General features: G+C 42.3%; 13 protein-coding genes. 8 read left to right on the top strand and 5 right to left on the bottom strand.

The window, feature by feature from the left end; genetic code table 11:
* Positions 1-13: 13 nt before the first annotated feature.
* The 4 genes from thmT to rpmG all read left to right on the top strand — a co-directional run bounded on the left by thmT (position 14) and on the right by rpmG (position 5,384).
* Positions 14-190, top strand: coding sequence for a 2-hydroxymuconate tautomerase (gene thmT, locus ECA01S_RS02950; protein WP_067390798.1), 177 nt, complete (start codon positions 14-16; stop codon positions 188-190).
* A gap of 647 nt (positions 191-837) precedes the next feature.
* Entirely contained in the window at positions 838-2,775 is a 1,938-nt protein-coding gene (gene thrS / locus ECA01S_RS02940; protein WP_067390793.1) for a threonine--tRNA ligase, read from the top strand.
* Positions 2,776-2,960: 185 nt separating this feature from the next.
* Positions 2,961-5,105 (top strand): penicillin-binding transpeptidase domain-containing protein, encoded by a 2,145-nt coding sequence (locus ECA01S_RS02935; RefSeq protein WP_067390790.1) that lies wholly within the window; start codon positions 2,961-2,963, stop codon positions 5,103-5,105.
* Between the two features lie 129 nt (positions 5,106-5,234).
* Positions 5,235-5,384, top strand: coding sequence for a 50S ribosomal protein L33 (rpmG, locus tag ECA01S_RS02930; RefSeq protein WP_067390787.1), 150 nt, complete (start codon positions 5,235-5,237; stop codon positions 5,382-5,384).
* Between the two features lie 157 nt (positions 5,385-5,541).
* On the opposite strand, the gene ECA01S_RS02925 is transcribed toward rpmG, so the two are convergent.
* From ECA01S_RS02925 to ECA01S_RS02910, 4 genes are all read right to left on the bottom strand, one after another.
* The gene (locus ECA01S_RS02925) at positions 5,542-6,735 is read right to left on the bottom strand and encodes a hypothetical protein (protein WP_067390784.1); all 1,194 of its coding nucleotides are present in this window, start codon (positions 6,733-6,735) and stop codon (positions 5,542-5,544) included.
* Positions 6,732-7,607 (bottom strand): ATP-binding cassette domain-containing protein, encoded by an 876-nt coding sequence (locus tag ECA01S_RS02920; RefSeq protein WP_067390781.1) that lies wholly within the window; start codon positions 7,605-7,607, stop codon positions 6,732-6,734. Before ECA01S_RS02920 ends, ECA01S_RS02925 begins: the two co-directional genes overlap by 4 nt.
* Positions 7,607-7,984 carry a GntR family transcriptional regulator gene (locus ECA01S_RS02915; RefSeq protein WP_067390779.1) on the bottom strand — a complete coding sequence of 126 codons (378 nt, stop codon included), beginning with the start codon at positions 7,982-7,984 and terminating at the stop codon, positions 7,607-7,609. The genes ECA01S_RS02920 and ECA01S_RS02915 overlap by 1 nt, the downstream gene beginning before the upstream one ends.
* A gap of 158 nt (positions 7,985-8,142) precedes the next feature.
* Positions 8,143-10,134 (bottom strand): KUP/HAK/KT family potassium transporter, encoded by a 1,992-nt coding sequence (locus ECA01S_RS02910; protein ID WP_505661206.1) that lies wholly within the window; start codon positions 10,132-10,134, stop codon positions 8,143-8,145.
* A gap of 295 nt (positions 10,135-10,429) precedes the next feature.
* On the opposite strand from ECA01S_RS02910, the gene ECA01S_RS02905 reads away from it, so the two are divergent.
* The 4 genes from ECA01S_RS02905 to ECA01S_RS02890 all read left to right on the top strand — a co-directional run bounded on the left by ECA01S_RS02905 (position 10,430) and on the right by ECA01S_RS02890 (position 14,503).
* Positions 10,430-11,179 carry a MurR/RpiR family transcriptional regulator gene (locus ECA01S_RS02905; protein WP_067390776.1) on the top strand — a complete coding sequence of 250 codons (750 nt, stop codon included), beginning with the start codon at positions 10,430-10,432 and terminating at the stop codon, positions 11,177-11,179.
* A 185-nt stretch (positions 11,180-11,364) separates the two neighbouring features.
* A complete protein-coding gene (locus ECA01S_RS02900) occupies positions 11,365-12,693 on the top strand; it encodes a PTS sugar transporter subunit IIC (RefSeq protein WP_067390773.1) in 1,329 nt (442 codons plus the stop codon).
* Between the two features lie 17 nt (positions 12,694-12,710).
* Positions 12,711-14,141, top strand: a complete 1,431-nt coding sequence (locus tag ECA01S_RS02895) for a 6-phospho-beta-glucosidase (protein WP_067390770.1) — start codon at positions 12,711-12,713, stop codon at positions 14,139-14,141.
* Positions 14,142-14,302: 161 nt separating this feature from the next.
* A complete protein-coding gene (locus ECA01S_RS02890; RefSeq protein WP_174519957.1) occupies positions 14,303-14,503 on the top strand; it encodes a hypothetical protein in 201 nt (66 codons plus the stop codon).
* A 124-nt stretch (positions 14,504-14,627) separates the two neighbouring features.
* Here ECA01S_RS02890 and ECA01S_RS02885 read toward each other — a convergent pair whose 3' ends face one another.
* A complete protein-coding gene (locus ECA01S_RS02885) occupies positions 14,628-15,452 on the bottom strand; it encodes an aldo/keto reductase (RefSeq protein WP_067390766.1) in 825 nt (274 codons plus the stop codon).
* Between the last annotated feature and the right edge of the window lie 83 nt (positions 15,453-15,535).

Raw genomic sequence — 15,535 nt, 5'->3', positions numbered from 1 at the left:
AGGAGGAAAGCCCATGCCATTTATTCATGTGGAGCTAGTCGAAGGACGCAGTCAGGAGCAATTAGAAAATATGATGAAGGATATTACAGAGGCGGTGCATAAAAACACCGGCGCTCCTAAAGAACATATCCATGTCATCATCAATGAAATGAAAAAAGGCACATATGGTGTCGCTGGTGAGTGGAAGTAACAGTTTCAGCTTGCTTTTTTAGAATAGAAGTGGTTAAATGAACACATAATTGATTGATGAGAAAGACACCTGAACTTGAGAGTCTTCTATTAGAGAGGAAAAGCTTGGCTGAAACTTTTCCAGAAGAAAACCGAGGAATGACCACTTTCGAAACCTTTGTTGAAACAAAGGCGGCCGTACCGTTATCACGCTTGAGGAACACATTGTGTTTAAAATTAGGTGGAACCACGAAACTTCGTCCTAGTATTGCGAAAGCAATACTAGGATTTTTGTTTTTTCACACAGCGACTGTCACGCTACGCGCGCCAGAGCTGATGTGAAAAAATACTAGGCGAACGAAGTGAGCGTAGTGACCTTGAAGGTTTCTAACGTAAGCAATGTCGTATAATTGGTGAACGAAGTGAGCGTAGTGACCTTGAAGGTTTCTAACGTAAGCAGTGTCGTATAACTGGCGAACGAAGTGAGCGTAGTATCCTTGAAGGGTTCTAACGCAAACAATGTCGTATAATTGGCGAATGAAGTAAGCGTAGTAACCTTGAACCACACTCTTTCACGGTTGTCCTATCCCTCAAGGTTTTCTAAAAGACAAACAGGACCTTTTAGAAGGCAACATTTCTCTCAATCAAAATCAAAGGAGGAACTTGTACATGATAAAAATTTCTTTTCCAGATGGCGCAAGTCGTGACTACGACAATGGCGTTACTACCGCTGAGGTAGCGGAAAGCATTTCTAAAAGCTTAGCCAAGAAGGCATTGGCGGGTAAAGTTAATGGAGTGCTAGTTGATTTAGACCGACCGATTGAAGCAGATGCGACAATCGAAATTGTAACACCAGACCATGAAGATGCGCTTCCTTTATTGCGTCATTCTTCAGCTCATTTGATGGCGCAAGCGATGCGTCGTTTGTTCCCGAATATCCATTTTGGTGTGGGACCAGCGATTGAAACGGGTTTTTACTACGATACTGATAATGGCGACCAACCGATCACAGCCGAAGATTTACCAGCGATTGAAGCTGAGATGATGAAAATCGTCAAAGAAAATCTGCCAATTAAACGCTTGGTACTAACAAAAGCAGAAGCATTGGAGCTATTTGCCAGTGATCCTTATAAAGTTGAATTGATCAATGAATTACCAGAAGATGAAGTCATTACTGCTTACCAACAAGGGGAATTTGTTGATCTATGTCGTGGACCGCACGTACCATCAACTGGCCGTATTCAAGTCTTCAAATTGTTATCTGTGGCGGGTGCTTACTGGCGTGGCAATTCCGATAACCACATGATGCAACGGGTATACGGAACAGCTTTCTTTGATAAAAAAGACTTGAAAGAATTCATCAAGCAACGGGAAGAAGCGAAAGAACGCGACCACCGTAAATTAGGGAAGGAACTTGACCTCTTCATGGTTTCACCAGAAGTTGGTTCTGGTTTGCCATTCTGGTTGCCAAAAGGTGCTACAATTCGTCGCACAATTGAACGTTATATCGTTGATAAAGAAATCAGTTTAGGTTATCAACACGTGTATACACCAATCATGGCGGATGTGGAATTGTACAAAACATCTGGTCACTGGGACCACTATCATGAAGATATGTTCCCACCAATGGACATGGGTGACGGCGAAATGTTAGTTTTGCGTCCCATGAACTGCCCACATCATATGATGGTTTACAAGAACGATATTCACTCTTACCGTGAATTGCCAATTCGTATCGCTGAATTAGGGATGATGCACCGTTACGAAAAATCTGGGGCTTTGTCTGGTTTACAACGGGTTCGGGAAATGACTTTGAATGATGGTCATACCTTTGTTCGTCCCGATCAAATCAAAGACGAATTCAAACGGACACTAGATTTGATGATCGCCGTATATGCGGACTTCAATATCACGGATTACCGTTTCCGTTTAAGCTACCGTGATCCAGCGAATACTGATAAGTATTTTGATGATGACGCGATGTGGGAAAATGCGCAAACGATGTTGAAAGCGGCTATGGATGAGCTTGGTTTAGACTACTTCGAAGCAGAAGGTGAAGCGGCCTTTTATGGTCCTAAACTGGACGTACAAGTGAAGACCGCAATGGGCATGGAAGAAACTTTGTCTACCATCCAACTAGACTTCTTGTTGCCAGAACGTTTTGATTTGACTTATGTTGGTGAAGACGGCGAAAATAATCATCGTCCCGTGGTTATCCACCGCGGTATCGTGTCTACGATGGAACGTTTTGTGGCTTACTTGACAGAAGTTTACAAAGGCGCCTTTCCAACTTGGTTAGCACCAATCCAAGCAACAATTATTCCGGTTTCTGTGGAAGCCCACAGCGACTATGCGTATGAGATCAAAGAACGTCTGCAAAGTCACGGCTTACGGGTTGAAGTAGATGATCGTAATGAAAAAATGGGCTACAAGATTCGCGCCTCCCAAACGCAAAAAATCCCATATCAAATCGTGGTAGGGGATAAAGAAATGGAAGACGCAACGGTTAATATCCGTCGTTATGGCAGCAAGGAAACCGAAGTTGTCGAATTGAATCTATTTGAAGATGCGATGGTAGCAGAAGTTGCCAATTACTCACGCGTTTAAAATGTGCCAAAAGCTTTCAGTCTAATCAAAGACTGAAAGCTTTTTCACTATATTTGCGTATTATATAGAAACAATCCGAGAAATTTTAAAGATTTCCTTAGTCCCGCAGCTGCCCCTTTTTTATTTCCGCTTTTTCCGTTACAATAGGACAGACATGCAATTATCCAGTGGAAAGGGTCGAACCCATGAAAGACTTTAAGAATAGATTTAATGGCTCAAACTTTATTAAAAATATGAAGAAAAGCGGAAAACAACCGAATGTCCGGCAGACGCGTAAGTCGCATATTCCTTTTCGTTTAAATTTTCTCTTCTTTGTGATTTTCGCGTTATTTGTCGCCTTGATTGTACAACTAGGGTATTTACAAATTTCCAATGGCGCCAGTTTCCAACAAAAAATTGAGCAATCTTCTAAGCGCTATGTAAAAGGCAGTACACCTCGGGGCACAATTTATGATGCTTCGGGTAAAGAGATCGTTTCAAATGAAGCGAAGCCGGCCATTACGTATACGCGTGGTGCCGCTGTTACGGCTGAGGATATGCTGGATGTAGCCACCAAGCTAAGTAAGTTGATTGACATAGAGCCAGATGACTTAAAAGAACGGGACAAAAAGGATTTCTGGTTAGCAAATCCTAAGAACTTTAAAAAAGCCGATGACCGTTTAAAAGATTCTGAAAAAGCGGAAGCCGGCAATAACGAAAGTGCCTTGTACGCCTTGCGAGTTGACAAAGTGACAGATGGTGAAATCAAATTTGACAAAGACCAAATGAAAATCGCAACGATTTACACACGCATGAATGCCGCACAGGAATTTACAACAGTCTTTATTAAGAATGATGATGTATCTAACGATGAAATCGCGGTAATTGGGGAACATACGGCTGAATTACCAGGTGTTTCGACTGGTGCCGATTGGGTTCGCAAGTATCCAGATAATGTTACATTGAAGAGTATTTTAGGACGTGTTTCATCTGAAAAAACCGGTTTGCCGCAAGAATCAGCGGAGGAATATTTGGCAAAAGGCTATGCTATGAATGACCGCGTAGGTACTAGCTATCTAGAACAATCCTACGAGTCTGTTCTACAAGGGACAAAATCTCAATCAGAGGTTATTTTGAATAGCAAAGGCGATATTGTGAGTCAAAAGCAAGTCTACGCCGGCGAAAAAGGCCAAAATCTGATGCTCACAATCGATGAAAAATTCCAAGAAAAAATGGAAAAAGCCGTAAAGGATATTTATCAGGATATCGTAGACAAAGGGGTGGCGAAATATTCCCCAGGAGTTTATGCGGTGGCCATGAATCCGAAAACGGGGGAAGTTTTAGGGATGACCGGCTTCTTGCACAATATTGAAACCGGTGAGTTAGATGACCATGCGATCGGTACGTTCCAATCCTCCTTTGCGCCAGGATCGGTAGTCAAAGGTGGAACCTTGACCGCCGGCTGGCAAGCTGGTGTTATCTCGGATAACCAAACGTTAAACGATCAAGCGATTAAAATCGCCGGCTCTGAGATCAAAGCATCTTGGTTTAACCGGACATTGGGGAATCAAATCCCAATCACTGCTATCCAAGCCCTGCAATACTCGTCAAACTCCTACATGATGCAAGTGGCATTAAAAATGCTAGGCATCGAAAGCATTACTAAAGATATGTCGATTCGTATTCCAGAGGATGGTCCAGCGCCTTACTTCCAAAAACTACGGGACGCCTTTGCTGAGTATGGGATGGGCACGATTACCGGACTGGATTTACCGGGAGAAGAAACTGGTTTAGTTAGCCAGAATTATGATTCAGAATCCATCATGGGTAACTTCCTTGATTTGTCATTTGGCCAGTATGATACGTATACGGCTATGCAGTTGGCTCAGTATGTTTCAACGATTGCTAATGGCGGTAAGCGTATTGCGCCTCACGTGGTGAAAGGTATTTACGCAAACGATGAAAATGGCAATTTGGGAACACTGCAAAAAGCCGTGGAACCGAAAGTCTTGAATACGGTGGATGTTACGCCAGACCAAATGAAAATAATCCATGAAGGTTTTTACCAAGTCGTTCACGGAGAACCCGGCTACACGACCGGGCGCGTGATGGCAAATGCTAAAATGGATCTTGCGGGAAAAACCGGGACTGCCGAAACTTCCGTTACGTTAGATAATAAAGAAGTGGTGAATACGATCAATAGTAACGTTGTGGCATACGGCCCAGCGGATGATCCAGAAATTGCCGTAGCAGTAATGCTGCCGAACCTAACAACAGACGAAGGCTCTTATAACCAATTGATGGTGAATGGCATCATGGACGCCTATTACGATATGTATATCAAAAAATAGCCTGTGGATTTGTAAAGTAAAACTACTTAACAAATTTAGTCAAAAGGGTAGAATTTCTAAATTGTTCATGGTATTATATTCTAGTCCGAGAGAAAATCTCGCATCATATCAAGAGATGGAGGGAATATCATGCGCGTAAACATTACTTTAGAATGTACTTCTTGCAAAGAACGCAATTACTTATCTAGCAAAAACAAACGTAACAACCCAGATCGTTTGGAAGTGAAAAAATATTGCCCACGCGAACGCAAAGTTACTTTGCACCGCGAAACTAAATAAGAACGATCAAAAAGCTTGTTTCCATTAATGGAAGCAAGCTTTTTTGCTGTTAAAATATGAGGAAGTAAGCCGTAAGTCAGTACAAACTAGCCGGTACTAGATAGAAAAAAATTTGGAGCATAACTTTTTATGGTATGCTCCAAACTCTTCATACCTCTTAAGATAATCTGGAAAGGCGTCCTGCTTTTCGTTCTGACCAAAGTCGGGTGAGATCTTGGTAGTAGAATAGGATACCCAAAAGGGCAAAACTAATCAGCAGGGCCACGACTGTTTTCAAGAACAATTGCGATAGGCTATCGCTGTGTTGTCCCTCGCCATAGTAGCTGAAGGATTGCAGTCCGTTCAGCAATCCAACATAAAGGGCCGAGACTAGATAAAAAGGCAAGCGAATTTGGGGTACGACGACTGTTTTACCATTATTTTCTAAAGAGGTATGGGCGTAAAGCCAACTGCCTAGCCACAATACCAAAGCACAACCGCCAATTATTAAAAGTAGATTTCCAAGTGTTGTGGGTGTGATATCAAGGTATTCGTTTGTTATGTTTTGATAAAAGCTCTCGAAACGCGTTGCTAAGGCTTCACCACCAATAATTCCTAGGAAGTTACTGAAACCGTACTGGATGAAAGAGGTGGCCAGATAGAATAGCCAAATCAGAATCGGCGCCGTTACTAAATTTCCTAGAATTGTCCCCAAGAAAACCCCCGCACTATACACACTGAACATGACGCATGTGGAAGTGAAGGCTGATAGTAAGAGACTACTTATGTCACCATTCATATACGGCTGTGGGATTCCTTGCACCATGATAACCAGCGTCAACAATTTTCCTAATAAAATTGCGAGAAAAAGGGGAACACCCGTGAATAAAATTTTACGCAAAAAAATAGTTCGTCGTTTGATACCTAATGAAAACAAGAATGTATTAAAGTTGGTTTTTAAATCGACAAAGAAGAGTAGAAAGCCCACCATAAATGAGACAAAGATCAGGAGTTGCGCAGATTCTGTCCAAAAGCGTTGAGTCCCTTTAGTATTTTTTATCCCAGGAGTAAGGGCCAACCCTCCTTCGTCAAAGAAGAGATGAGATTCATTTTCTACATACTCTTGGTAAGAAGTGAAGGTTTTGCTCTGATTGGTGTGAAAATCCCAATAGGCGTAGATATCTTCTTTATTACCGGTGCTGTTTTCTTCAAAATGTTGTTGAGACTCTGAATCATGTAACAGATAATTTCGTTTGGCTTCCCAGCTACTAACCAGGCTGTTTCCAGACCAAAGATAATTTGCCACAATCAATAAACTTAAAACAGCGATAACTTTGCCGACACGCTGCCATAAAATCGTGTTTAGTTTCATTGTACTTCCTGCCTTTCACGTAAATTGGCTTCAAAGAGATCAGCCAAGCTTAATGGTAGTTCTTCCAACAATAATGGATTCAGAGCCTGCAATTGTTCTTCTAAGGCAGGGTTGTAATGTTCAAAGAGGACAACCCAGACGCGGCCTTGTTTTTGGATGAAGCGGCTGTTTTCTTTAATAAATGCGGGAACTTTCTTTTCTCTTAGCACGATTTGTATCTTGCGTGCGTTGCTACGTAAAACTTCCAAATGATAATTTTTCTGAATCGTATGATTTTTAAGAAAGAGAACGCGATCGACTAAAGTTTCTAATTCGTTCAGATTGTGAGAGGCGATGACCAGCGTTTTACCAGACTCTTGAAAATTTAGTAGTAGTTCAATGACTTCTTGGCGGATAAAGTAATCTAGTCCATCAAATGGTTCATCTAACAATAAGTATTGTGCATTGGAACAAACAGCAAGAATAATTTTGGCCAAGCCCTGCATTCCTTTTGAGAAAAAGCGGAACAGGCGATTTAAAGGAAGCTGATATTTGCGTACCAGCTGCAGGAATAAATCATAATCAAACTGCGCATAGGCTGCTCGGTAGAAGAGGGCAATTTTCTTTAAGGAATAGCTATTTAGAAAATGTGTGCTTTCATCTAGAAAGAAAAGCTGTTCTTTCAAGGCGGGGTCAATAAGCATTGATTTTCCTTCAATCAAAAGCTCCCCTTGGTCGGGTAAATATTGCCCGGCAACTGTTCGAAAGAAGGTGGTTTTACCCGAACCATTACGACCAACTAAACCAATGATTTCACCTGCTGGTAGTTCGACGTTAATATCCGCTAATACAGCTTTATGGTTAATATTTTTTGCCAAGTGTTGGATGTTCATTACATGCCTCCTAAGGATTGTTCGATTTCTTTGAGCCATTCAGTTAGCTCATTTTGATCGACGTGTAAGTGACCAGCTTCGATTACGATTTCTCGTAGTTTGACTTTTAACTCTTTGATGCGCAGCTCGTCGCGTTCCAAGGTACTTTTTTTAATAAAGGTTCCTTTTCCTTTGACTGTGACCACCACCTGCTCCAGCTCCAGCATTTTATAGGCTTTGCTGATAGTATTGGGATTCATCTGCAATTGCGCGGCTAACTCTCTGACAGAAGGCAATTGATCGCCGGCTTGCAAAATGCCCTTCAAAATATCCTGCTTGATACTTAACATTAACTGCTCATAGTAGGGTTTACTATTGGTTTTATCAATGGAAACCATCGGAAACTCCTTTCTTGTGCTTCGTGTGTACTATTATGCATAGTACACTTCGAGAAGTCAATAAAAAAAATATGGGACATAACTGTTTGAGTCATGTCCCATACTCCTTCCGAATAAATGCTTCTGTCCCAACCTTTTCGTGATTTGGGTCGCTCGCCTTATTCAAATGGGCGTTCTTGTAATCTTGTTTTACGGGTTTGTCCAATAATCAAAGGAACCGTTTCATAAACGACTTCACTATATTCTAAACCAAACCAGTTTTCTGGCGTGGTGGTATGTCGTTTGATAAAAAGTTTTGCTTGCATGATTTGGCGGCTCCATTTATCGATTTCTGTGACATTGGAAAGCTCTTCTTGAATCATGATAAAACGGAAGTCCCCTACAATGCGACCTGGAGTGAGTGAATATTTTTGCGGCTGCTCAGGTAAGCGTCCTTGTTTCATCAAATCATGAATGATTTGACGCAAGTAGACATTGACATCCTGGCTGATGCGGAAGCCTAAATAGAGCTTCACTTTAACAATAAAGTCAGTCTCCATCATGTCAATGGCGTATTCTTTTGTATAAGGCTCATCGGTCACTTCGACATTGACAAACCAGTATACTTTGGCTCGTTTCATTTGTTTATCTAAAATGGAGTAAATGAACTGTCTGCCAATCTCATCTTGTTCTAAATGAGGGACTAAGAAAACAACATTCGTTTGATAGACTGGAATCGTATCATCATTATGCAGCTCTTGCAGTTGAGGCAAATAATCTTGCCAAGCGACTTCATCAGTAGCGCGAGCTTGAATTTCCCCCGCGCGTTCCCAAACCACCATAACGAAAAGAATGGCTAAGGCAATCGCGACTGCTACGAAACCACCGTGGAAGAATTTCGCGATACTGGAGATAAAGAAGACAATCTCAATCAAAGCGAAAAATAGGGTAATCAGGTGTGCATAGATGTGTTTCATACCAGATTGAATCATATAGTAATAAAGCAAGAACGTCGTCATCAACATGGTGACAGTGATAGAAAGCCCATAAGCCGCCTCCATATGAGTAGAGGTACGGAAGGTCAAGACTACGACGGAACAGGCGGCCCACAAAATAAAGTTCACTGCTGGGATATACATTTGACCGATACTGCTCCCAGGAAACATGATTTTCAAGCGTGGTAACAGCTTCAACTTAATCGCTTCTGATACTAACGTGAAGGAGCCGGAAATCAGGGCCTGCGACGCGATGATGGCCGCGATTGTCGCGAAGCCGACGCCAATCACCATCCAACCTGTTGGCATCATTTGGAAGAAGGGATTCAAGTCTTCCATATTGGCGAATGTAGGATTTTGTTGGGCTTGCAGAAGCCAAGCTGCTTGTCCAAAATAGTTTAAAATCAAGCAAATTTTGACATACGGCCAGCTGATACGAATGTTGGTTTTGCCAACGTGCCCCATATCGGAATAAAGAGCTTCAGCACCCGTAGTCGCTAGGAAGATATTCCCTAAAATTAAGATGCCTAATTTGTTTTCGGGACTAAATAATAATTTTACAGCGTAATAGGGATTCAGGGCCGCCAAGACAGAAAAATCTTGACTGAAGTTGATTAGCCCCATGATGCCTAAAAAGCTGAACCATAAGAACATGATTGGGCCAAAAGCTTTCCCCACCATTTCAGTTCCGAAGCGCTGCACAGAGAATAAAATGAAAATAATACTTAAGGTAATGATAACGACAATATTTTGATCATTGCCAAAATGGGCAAAAAATTCTGGAATACCGCGTAATCCTTCCACCGCAGTTGTGACGGTTACGGCAGGCGTCAAGACCCCATCGGCTAAAAGAGCGGCACCGCCAATCATAGCGGGGATTACTAAAAATTTGCCCCCTTTGCGCACAAGGGTATACAAGGAGAAAATCCCACCCTCGCCGTGATTATCGGCTTTTAATGCGATAATGACATATTTGATGGTTGTCAAAATTGTCAGTGTCCAAATAATTAGCGAAACAGATCCCAACACAAAATCGCGGTCGATATTGGCGAGGCCGCCATTGCCTTCCACGATCGCTTTCATTACATACAGTGGACTGGTTCCGATGTCCCCGTATACGACCCCCATGGCTACTAAAAGCCCAGCAATCGACCATTTTTTCTTATTCACTTTTATGCTCCTTTCTACTAAAAAAGAGACCCAAGCAAGAGGGATACCCCTGCTTAAGTCTCGCAATTTCACTTTCGACCAGCGCTGCCGCATGTTTGTTGATCGGAAAGCATAGCAAAATGCTATGTTGCTACTCCCTTAAGAATGACAACATTATCGAGGATATTTGAGAAATAGTCAAATGAAATTTTCAAAACTTCTTGAAATATGCAAAAACGCATTTCGTTTTTGAGAAAAAATAGTCGGCGACTAGTAAAAATGGTAGACTAAGGGTAATTATAGTGGGATTAGGAGCGAGTGTATGTTTGAGGCTGAAAAGGTAAAAGAATTGAATGAATTGGAGCTGATCGTGTACGAATATGTGTTGGAGCATTTAGCGGAGCTTCCTCATATGACGATTCGTCAATTATCGGATGCGTGCCACGTTTCCACTTCAACCATCTTAAGATGCTGCAATAAATTAGGCTACCAAGGGTTTACGGAATTGAAATTTGCTGTGAAACAAGAATTAGCCCGAGATGTGACCTTTGAGCAATTTTACGATGCTACGATTCAAGTGGACCAATTTTTGAAAAAGGTCAATCAAGATGATTACCGCGTCGTACTAGAACCAGCCGTGCAAATGATTTTAGATGCGCGTCATATTGCTTTTTCCGGCATTGGTACCAGTGGTATTTTAGGTGCTTATGGCAGCCGCTATTTTATGAATCTTGGTCTAAATGCGTATAGTATCTCAGATCCTTTTGCACCAGTACCACCGCGAGGCTTAGATAACACGTTAGCGATTATTCTTTCGGTTTCCGGTGAGACTAAGGAAATGGTGGCGCAAATTCAAGATTTTAAACGATACGGGGCTAAAACTATGAGCATTACCAATCAGGAAAATTCCACAATTGCCCGTCTCGCCGATCATAATATTTCTTATTACATGCCAGAGATCATCCATGGTCGCGAGCATGATATCAACCTCACAACACAAACGCCAGTGATTGCCTTATTGGAAATCTTGGCACAACAAACAAATCGCCGTATTGAACAAGAAGAGCTGTAAAGAGCTGTTCTTGTTTTTTTGTTTGGAACATGTTTCTCAAAGGGCTCAAGTGGTATCTAAACTTTAGGAAAGCGTTTATAGTAAATGGTGTAAACGTATCCAATAAATACGAGGAGGCCAGCGTGCTATTTCCGGATACTCAATGCTATTATTTTAAAGTTCTTTTATAAAGGAGAGACATAAACATGAATGAGTGGATTAATGAAAAAGTTTTGCCACCCGTACTAAAATTTGTTAACACGAAAGCCATTACCGCCTTGCGGAATGGGATGCTTTATACGATGCCTTTTACAATTGTTGGTTCCGTCTTCTTATTATTAGCCAACTTTCCAGTACAAGCTGTTTCAGACTGGGTCACCAATACAGGCTTAGCTGAATACTTTAACCAAGCATATGGGGCTTCATTTGCTATCATGGCGATTTTCGCTGTAATGGGGATTGCCTATTCTTATGTAAAAGCAGAAGGGTTTGAAGGCCTGCCAGCAGGGATGATCTCACTAGTTATTTTCTTATTGACTATGCGTTCTGATATTACCAATGCTGACGGCGTAACAATTGGCAACATCATCGACAAAACTTGGACTGGTGGTCAAGGGATGATCAGTGCCATCTTAGTTGGTTTGTTTGTTGGTTGGGGCTACACTTGGTTCTTGAAACGCGACATCCGCATCAAATTACCGGAGCAAGTGCCAGATAACGTAGCTAACTCCTTTACAGCCTTGATTCCAGCCGCTGTTTTGATTACATTTGCGATGTTAGTCTACATCTTCTTCGATATGGTCTTTGATACAACTGTCGTTCAATGGATTTATGAAGTGATTCAAAGCCCAATGCAAGGAGCTACTGACTCACTTGGCGGCGCTTTGATGTTAGGTTTCTTAGTGCCATTCTTATGGTTCTTCGGGGTACATGGTTCAACTATCGTTGGTGGGATCATGGGACCAATCTTACAAGCTAACTCTTTAGCAAATACGGACATTTTAGAATCAGGGAAAGAATTAACCGTAGCTAACGGTGGTCACATCGTTACCCAACAATTTTTAGATCAATTCATGACCGTAACTGGTGCCGGTATGACGATTGGGATCGTGATCTTCATGGTCTTCTTCGCAAAATCTGCCCAATTTAAACAATTAGGTCGTTTGTCTGTTGCACCAGCCGTGTTCAATATCAATGAACCAATCATTTTCGCAACACCCGTGGTAATGAACCCAATCATGGCGATTCCTTTCATTTTGACACCGGTTGTTTCTGGGGTGATCACGTATTTCGCTTTGTATACTGGTCTAGTACCGCTCTTTACCGCCGTGCAAGTACCATGGACAACACCACCGATCATTTCTGGTTTCTTAGTAGGTGGCTGGCGTGCCGCTGTTTTACAAGCAATTGTTTTAGGACTAGGCTTCTTTATCTACTTACCATTCGTGAAGAAAATCGATGCCATGAACTATGCGCAAGAAAACGATATGTCCTTTGCGGAAGCTGATGCAATGGAAGAATCAAAAGTGTTATAAGATAGGGGTCAGATGTTATGAGTATTTTGAAAGAGAACTTTTTGTGGGGCGGCGCAGTTGCCGCCCACCAATTGGAAGGCGGTTGGCAAGAGGGCGGTAAAGGCGTTAGCGTGGCTGATGTGATGACTGTGGGAGCCAATGGGGTTCCCCGGCGAATCACAGATGGCGTCCTCGCTGGTGAAAACTACCCCAACCACGAAGCTATTGATTTTTATCACCATTACAAGGAAGATGTTAAACTATTTGCGGAGCTGGGCTTGAAATGTTTCCGGACATCTATTGCCTGGACGCGAATTTTCCCACTAGGAGACGAGGCGGAACCTAATGAAGCTGGTTTGCAGTTTTACGACGATTTATTTGATGAATGTCTAAAATACGGCATCGAGCCAGTCATCACACTCTCCCACTTTGAAATGCCTTATCACTTAGTGACAGAGTACGGTGGTTGGCGCAACCGCAAAGTCATTGACTTTTTCGTGAAATTTGCGGAAGTTTGCTTTACCCGTTATAAAGACAAAGTTAAATATTGGATGACCTTTAACGAAATCAATAATCAAGCTAACTTTAATGAAGATTTTGCGCCATTTACAAATTCCGGTTTGAAATATGTGGCGGGAGAAGACCGCGAAGCGATCATGTATCAAGCAGCGCACTATGAACTAGTTGCCAGTGCTAAAGCCGTGACGTTGGGCCATGCCATCAATCCAGATTTCCAAATCGGTTGTATGATTGCTATGGTGCCAATCTATCCTTATTCTTGTGCACCTAATGATATGATGGCCGCAACAGTGGCGATGCAGCGCCGTTATTGGTTTACGGATGTTCATTGTAAAGGCTATTACCCAAGCTTTATCGAAAGCTACTTTAAGCGCCAAGGCTATCAGCTTGACCGCACGGCGGAGGATTTGGCTGACTTAAAAGCTGGGACGGTGGATTATATCGGTTTCAGTTACTATATGTCATTTGCCATCAAAGACCATGATAAAGCACCAGCTTTTGATTATGACGAAGCCCACGATCTAGTGAAGAATCCTTACGTAAAAGCTTCTGACTGGGGCTGGCAAATTGATCCAATGGGTCTGCGCTATGCCATGAACTGGTTCAACGAACGCTATGAACGCCCACTATTTATTGTTGAAAATGGTTTTGGTGCCATTGATGAAATCGGTGAGAGTGGTCGCGTGGAAGATGATTACCGGATTGCTTACCTAAAAGCCCATATTGAAACCATGAAAGAAGCCGTTGAATATGACGGAATCGATTTAATGGGCTATACGCCATGGGGCTTTATTGACTTAGTTTCAGCAGGAACTGGCGAAATGAAGAAACGGTATGGCTTTATCTACGTGGACAAAGACAATGAGGGGCAAGGAACCTTGGCCCGCAGTAAGAAAAAATCATTTGACTGGTATCAAGAAGTTATCCGTTCAAATGGCGAAATCCTCTAAGGGAGACCCGTTCAACCTCCTTAACCGCAGACGAAAGTGTCTGCGGTTTTTTCATTGATTCCGATTGGTTAGCAGTTGATTCTGAGGGCCGCGCCGGAGTGCTCTAACGCCTTATTTTTTACTGATGGTGGTATACTACTGAGTGAGAGGACGTGATAATTATGTTAGTGATCCATTATCAAGTAGCTGGTGAAGCAGTTGTGAAAGAATATGCCAAAGTAGGCGATTTTGTCGGTGCGCAATTACGAGAAGTGCCTGACTTACAAGACTACTATATCGTGACAGAAGCGACGGTTGACGGTCAACCAGTTGCGTTAAGCGACAAAACTATTGGTGGCTTGTTCAACGTTTTAAACAAATAGTTTTTGCGATTTGTTGATTGAGAGTTTGGAACATAAAATTTTGAGTTATGTCCCAGATTCTTAATCAAGGTAAATAGCCCTGGCGTCAGATATTTCTGATACTAGGGCTATTTTTAAAGTGGACTTAAAATTCTTGATAAACGGCGGGATCTTGGTCATGCAGACGACCAGCTGATTTTGTTAGTTGTCCAATCAATTTCATTTCTTCCGAGGAAAGTTCAAAATCAAAAATGGCTAAATTTTCCTGTTGTCGGGTAACCTTGGTTGATTTTGGAATCGGCAGCACGCCTAACTGAACTTGCCAGCGCAAAATGATTTGCGAAATTGAGCGTTGGTGCTGCGCGGCGATAGCACCTAATGTCGGATCCTGTAAGATATTGCTAGCGCGGCCAAGAGGACTCCAAGCCTCGGTCAAAATACCCTTTTGCTGGTCAAAGTGCCGCTGCGTTTCTTGATTGAAGAAGGGATGTAGTTCAATTTGATTGACGGCGGGAAGTACGCCGGTTTCTTTTTCTAAACGCTCAAGGTGTTCTGGTAAAAAGTTGGAAACACCAATTGAGCGGATCCAACCCCAACGTTTCGCATCAATCAAGGCTTGCCAGGCTTCCACATAAAGATCTTCTTTGGGATTAGGCCAGTGAATCAAGTAAAGGTCAATATAATCGAGGCCCATGCGAAAAACCGATTCTTGAATCGTTTCGAGTGCTTCTTGATAGCGATGATGGCGTCCGGGTAATTTACTGGTAATCAGCAATTCTTGGCGAGGAACATTGGTTTGCCGAAGGGCTTCACCAATAACCCCTTCATTTTCATAATTGAAGGCAGAATCTAAAAGACGGTAGCCCTGACTAATGGCGCTCAGGACGGTTTGAATGCCCGCGGCCCCTTTCAAAGTATACGTGCCAAAGCCAATTTCTGGTAAAGCCAAACCATCATTCAACGTGTGCATACAACCATTCCTCCTTTTTTCTCAGTATAAAGCTGAAAAGGGTTTCTCGCTAGTAGGAGAACTCGATATTCATGGTTTCTTCA

Origin of the sequence: Enterococcus canis NBRC 100695, assembly GCF_001544375.1 — a bacterium.
Lineage (GTDB): Bacteria > Bacillota > Bacilli > Lactobacillales > Enterococcaceae > Enterococcus_H > Enterococcus_H canis.
The sequence above is the reverse complement of the archived record's forward strand: the minus strand, read 5'-3'. Positions and strand labels throughout refer to the sequence as shown.

Excerpts from the sequence above, each read along its gene's own strand:
- ECA01S_RS02895 (WP_067390770.1), top strand. The coding sequence starts at position 12,711 with ATGAGTATTTTGAAAGAGAACTTTTTGTGGGGCGGCGCAGTTGCCGCC.
- ECA01S_RS02915 (WP_067390779.1), bottom strand. The coding sequence starts at position 7,984 with ATGGTTTCCATTGATAAAACCAATAGTAAACCCTACTATGAGCAGTTA.
- ECA01S_RS02885 (WP_067390766.1), bottom strand. The coding sequence starts at position 15,452 with ATGCACACGTTGAATGATGGTTTGGCTTTACCAGAAATTGGCTTTGGC.
- ECA01S_RS02905 (WP_067390776.1), top strand. The coding sequence starts at position 10,430 with ATGTTTGAGGCTGAAAAGGTAAAAGAATTGAATGAATTGGAGCTGATC.
- ECA01S_RS02890 (WP_174519957.1), top strand. The coding sequence starts at position 14,303 with ATGTTAGTGATCCATTATCAAGTAGCTGGTGAAGCAGTTGTGAAAGAA.
- ECA01S_RS02920 (WP_067390781.1), bottom strand. The coding sequence starts at position 7,607 with ATGAACATCCAACACTTGGCAAAAAATATTAACCATAAAGCTGTATTA.
- ECA01S_RS02900 (WP_067390773.1), top strand. The coding sequence starts at position 11,365 with ATGAATGAGTGGATTAATGAAAAAGTTTTGCCACCCGTACTAAAATTT.
- rpmG (WP_067390787.1), top strand. The coding sequence starts at position 5,235 with ATGCGCGTAAACATTACTTTAGAATGTACTTCTTGCAAAGAACGCAAT.
- ECA01S_RS02935 (WP_067390790.1), top strand. The coding sequence starts at position 2,961 with ATGAAAGACTTTAAGAATAGATTTAATGGCTCAAACTTTATTAAAAAT.
- thmT (WP_067390798.1), top strand. The coding sequence starts at position 14 with ATGCCATTTATTCATGTGGAGCTAGTCGAAGGACGCAGTCAGGAGCAA.
- thrS (WP_067390793.1), top strand. The coding sequence starts at position 838 with ATGATAAAAATTTCTTTTCCAGATGGCGCAAGTCGTGACTACGACAAT.
- ECA01S_RS02925 (WP_067390784.1), bottom strand. The coding sequence starts at position 6,735 with ATGAAACTAAACACGATTTTATGGCAGCGTGTCGGCAAAGTTATCGCT.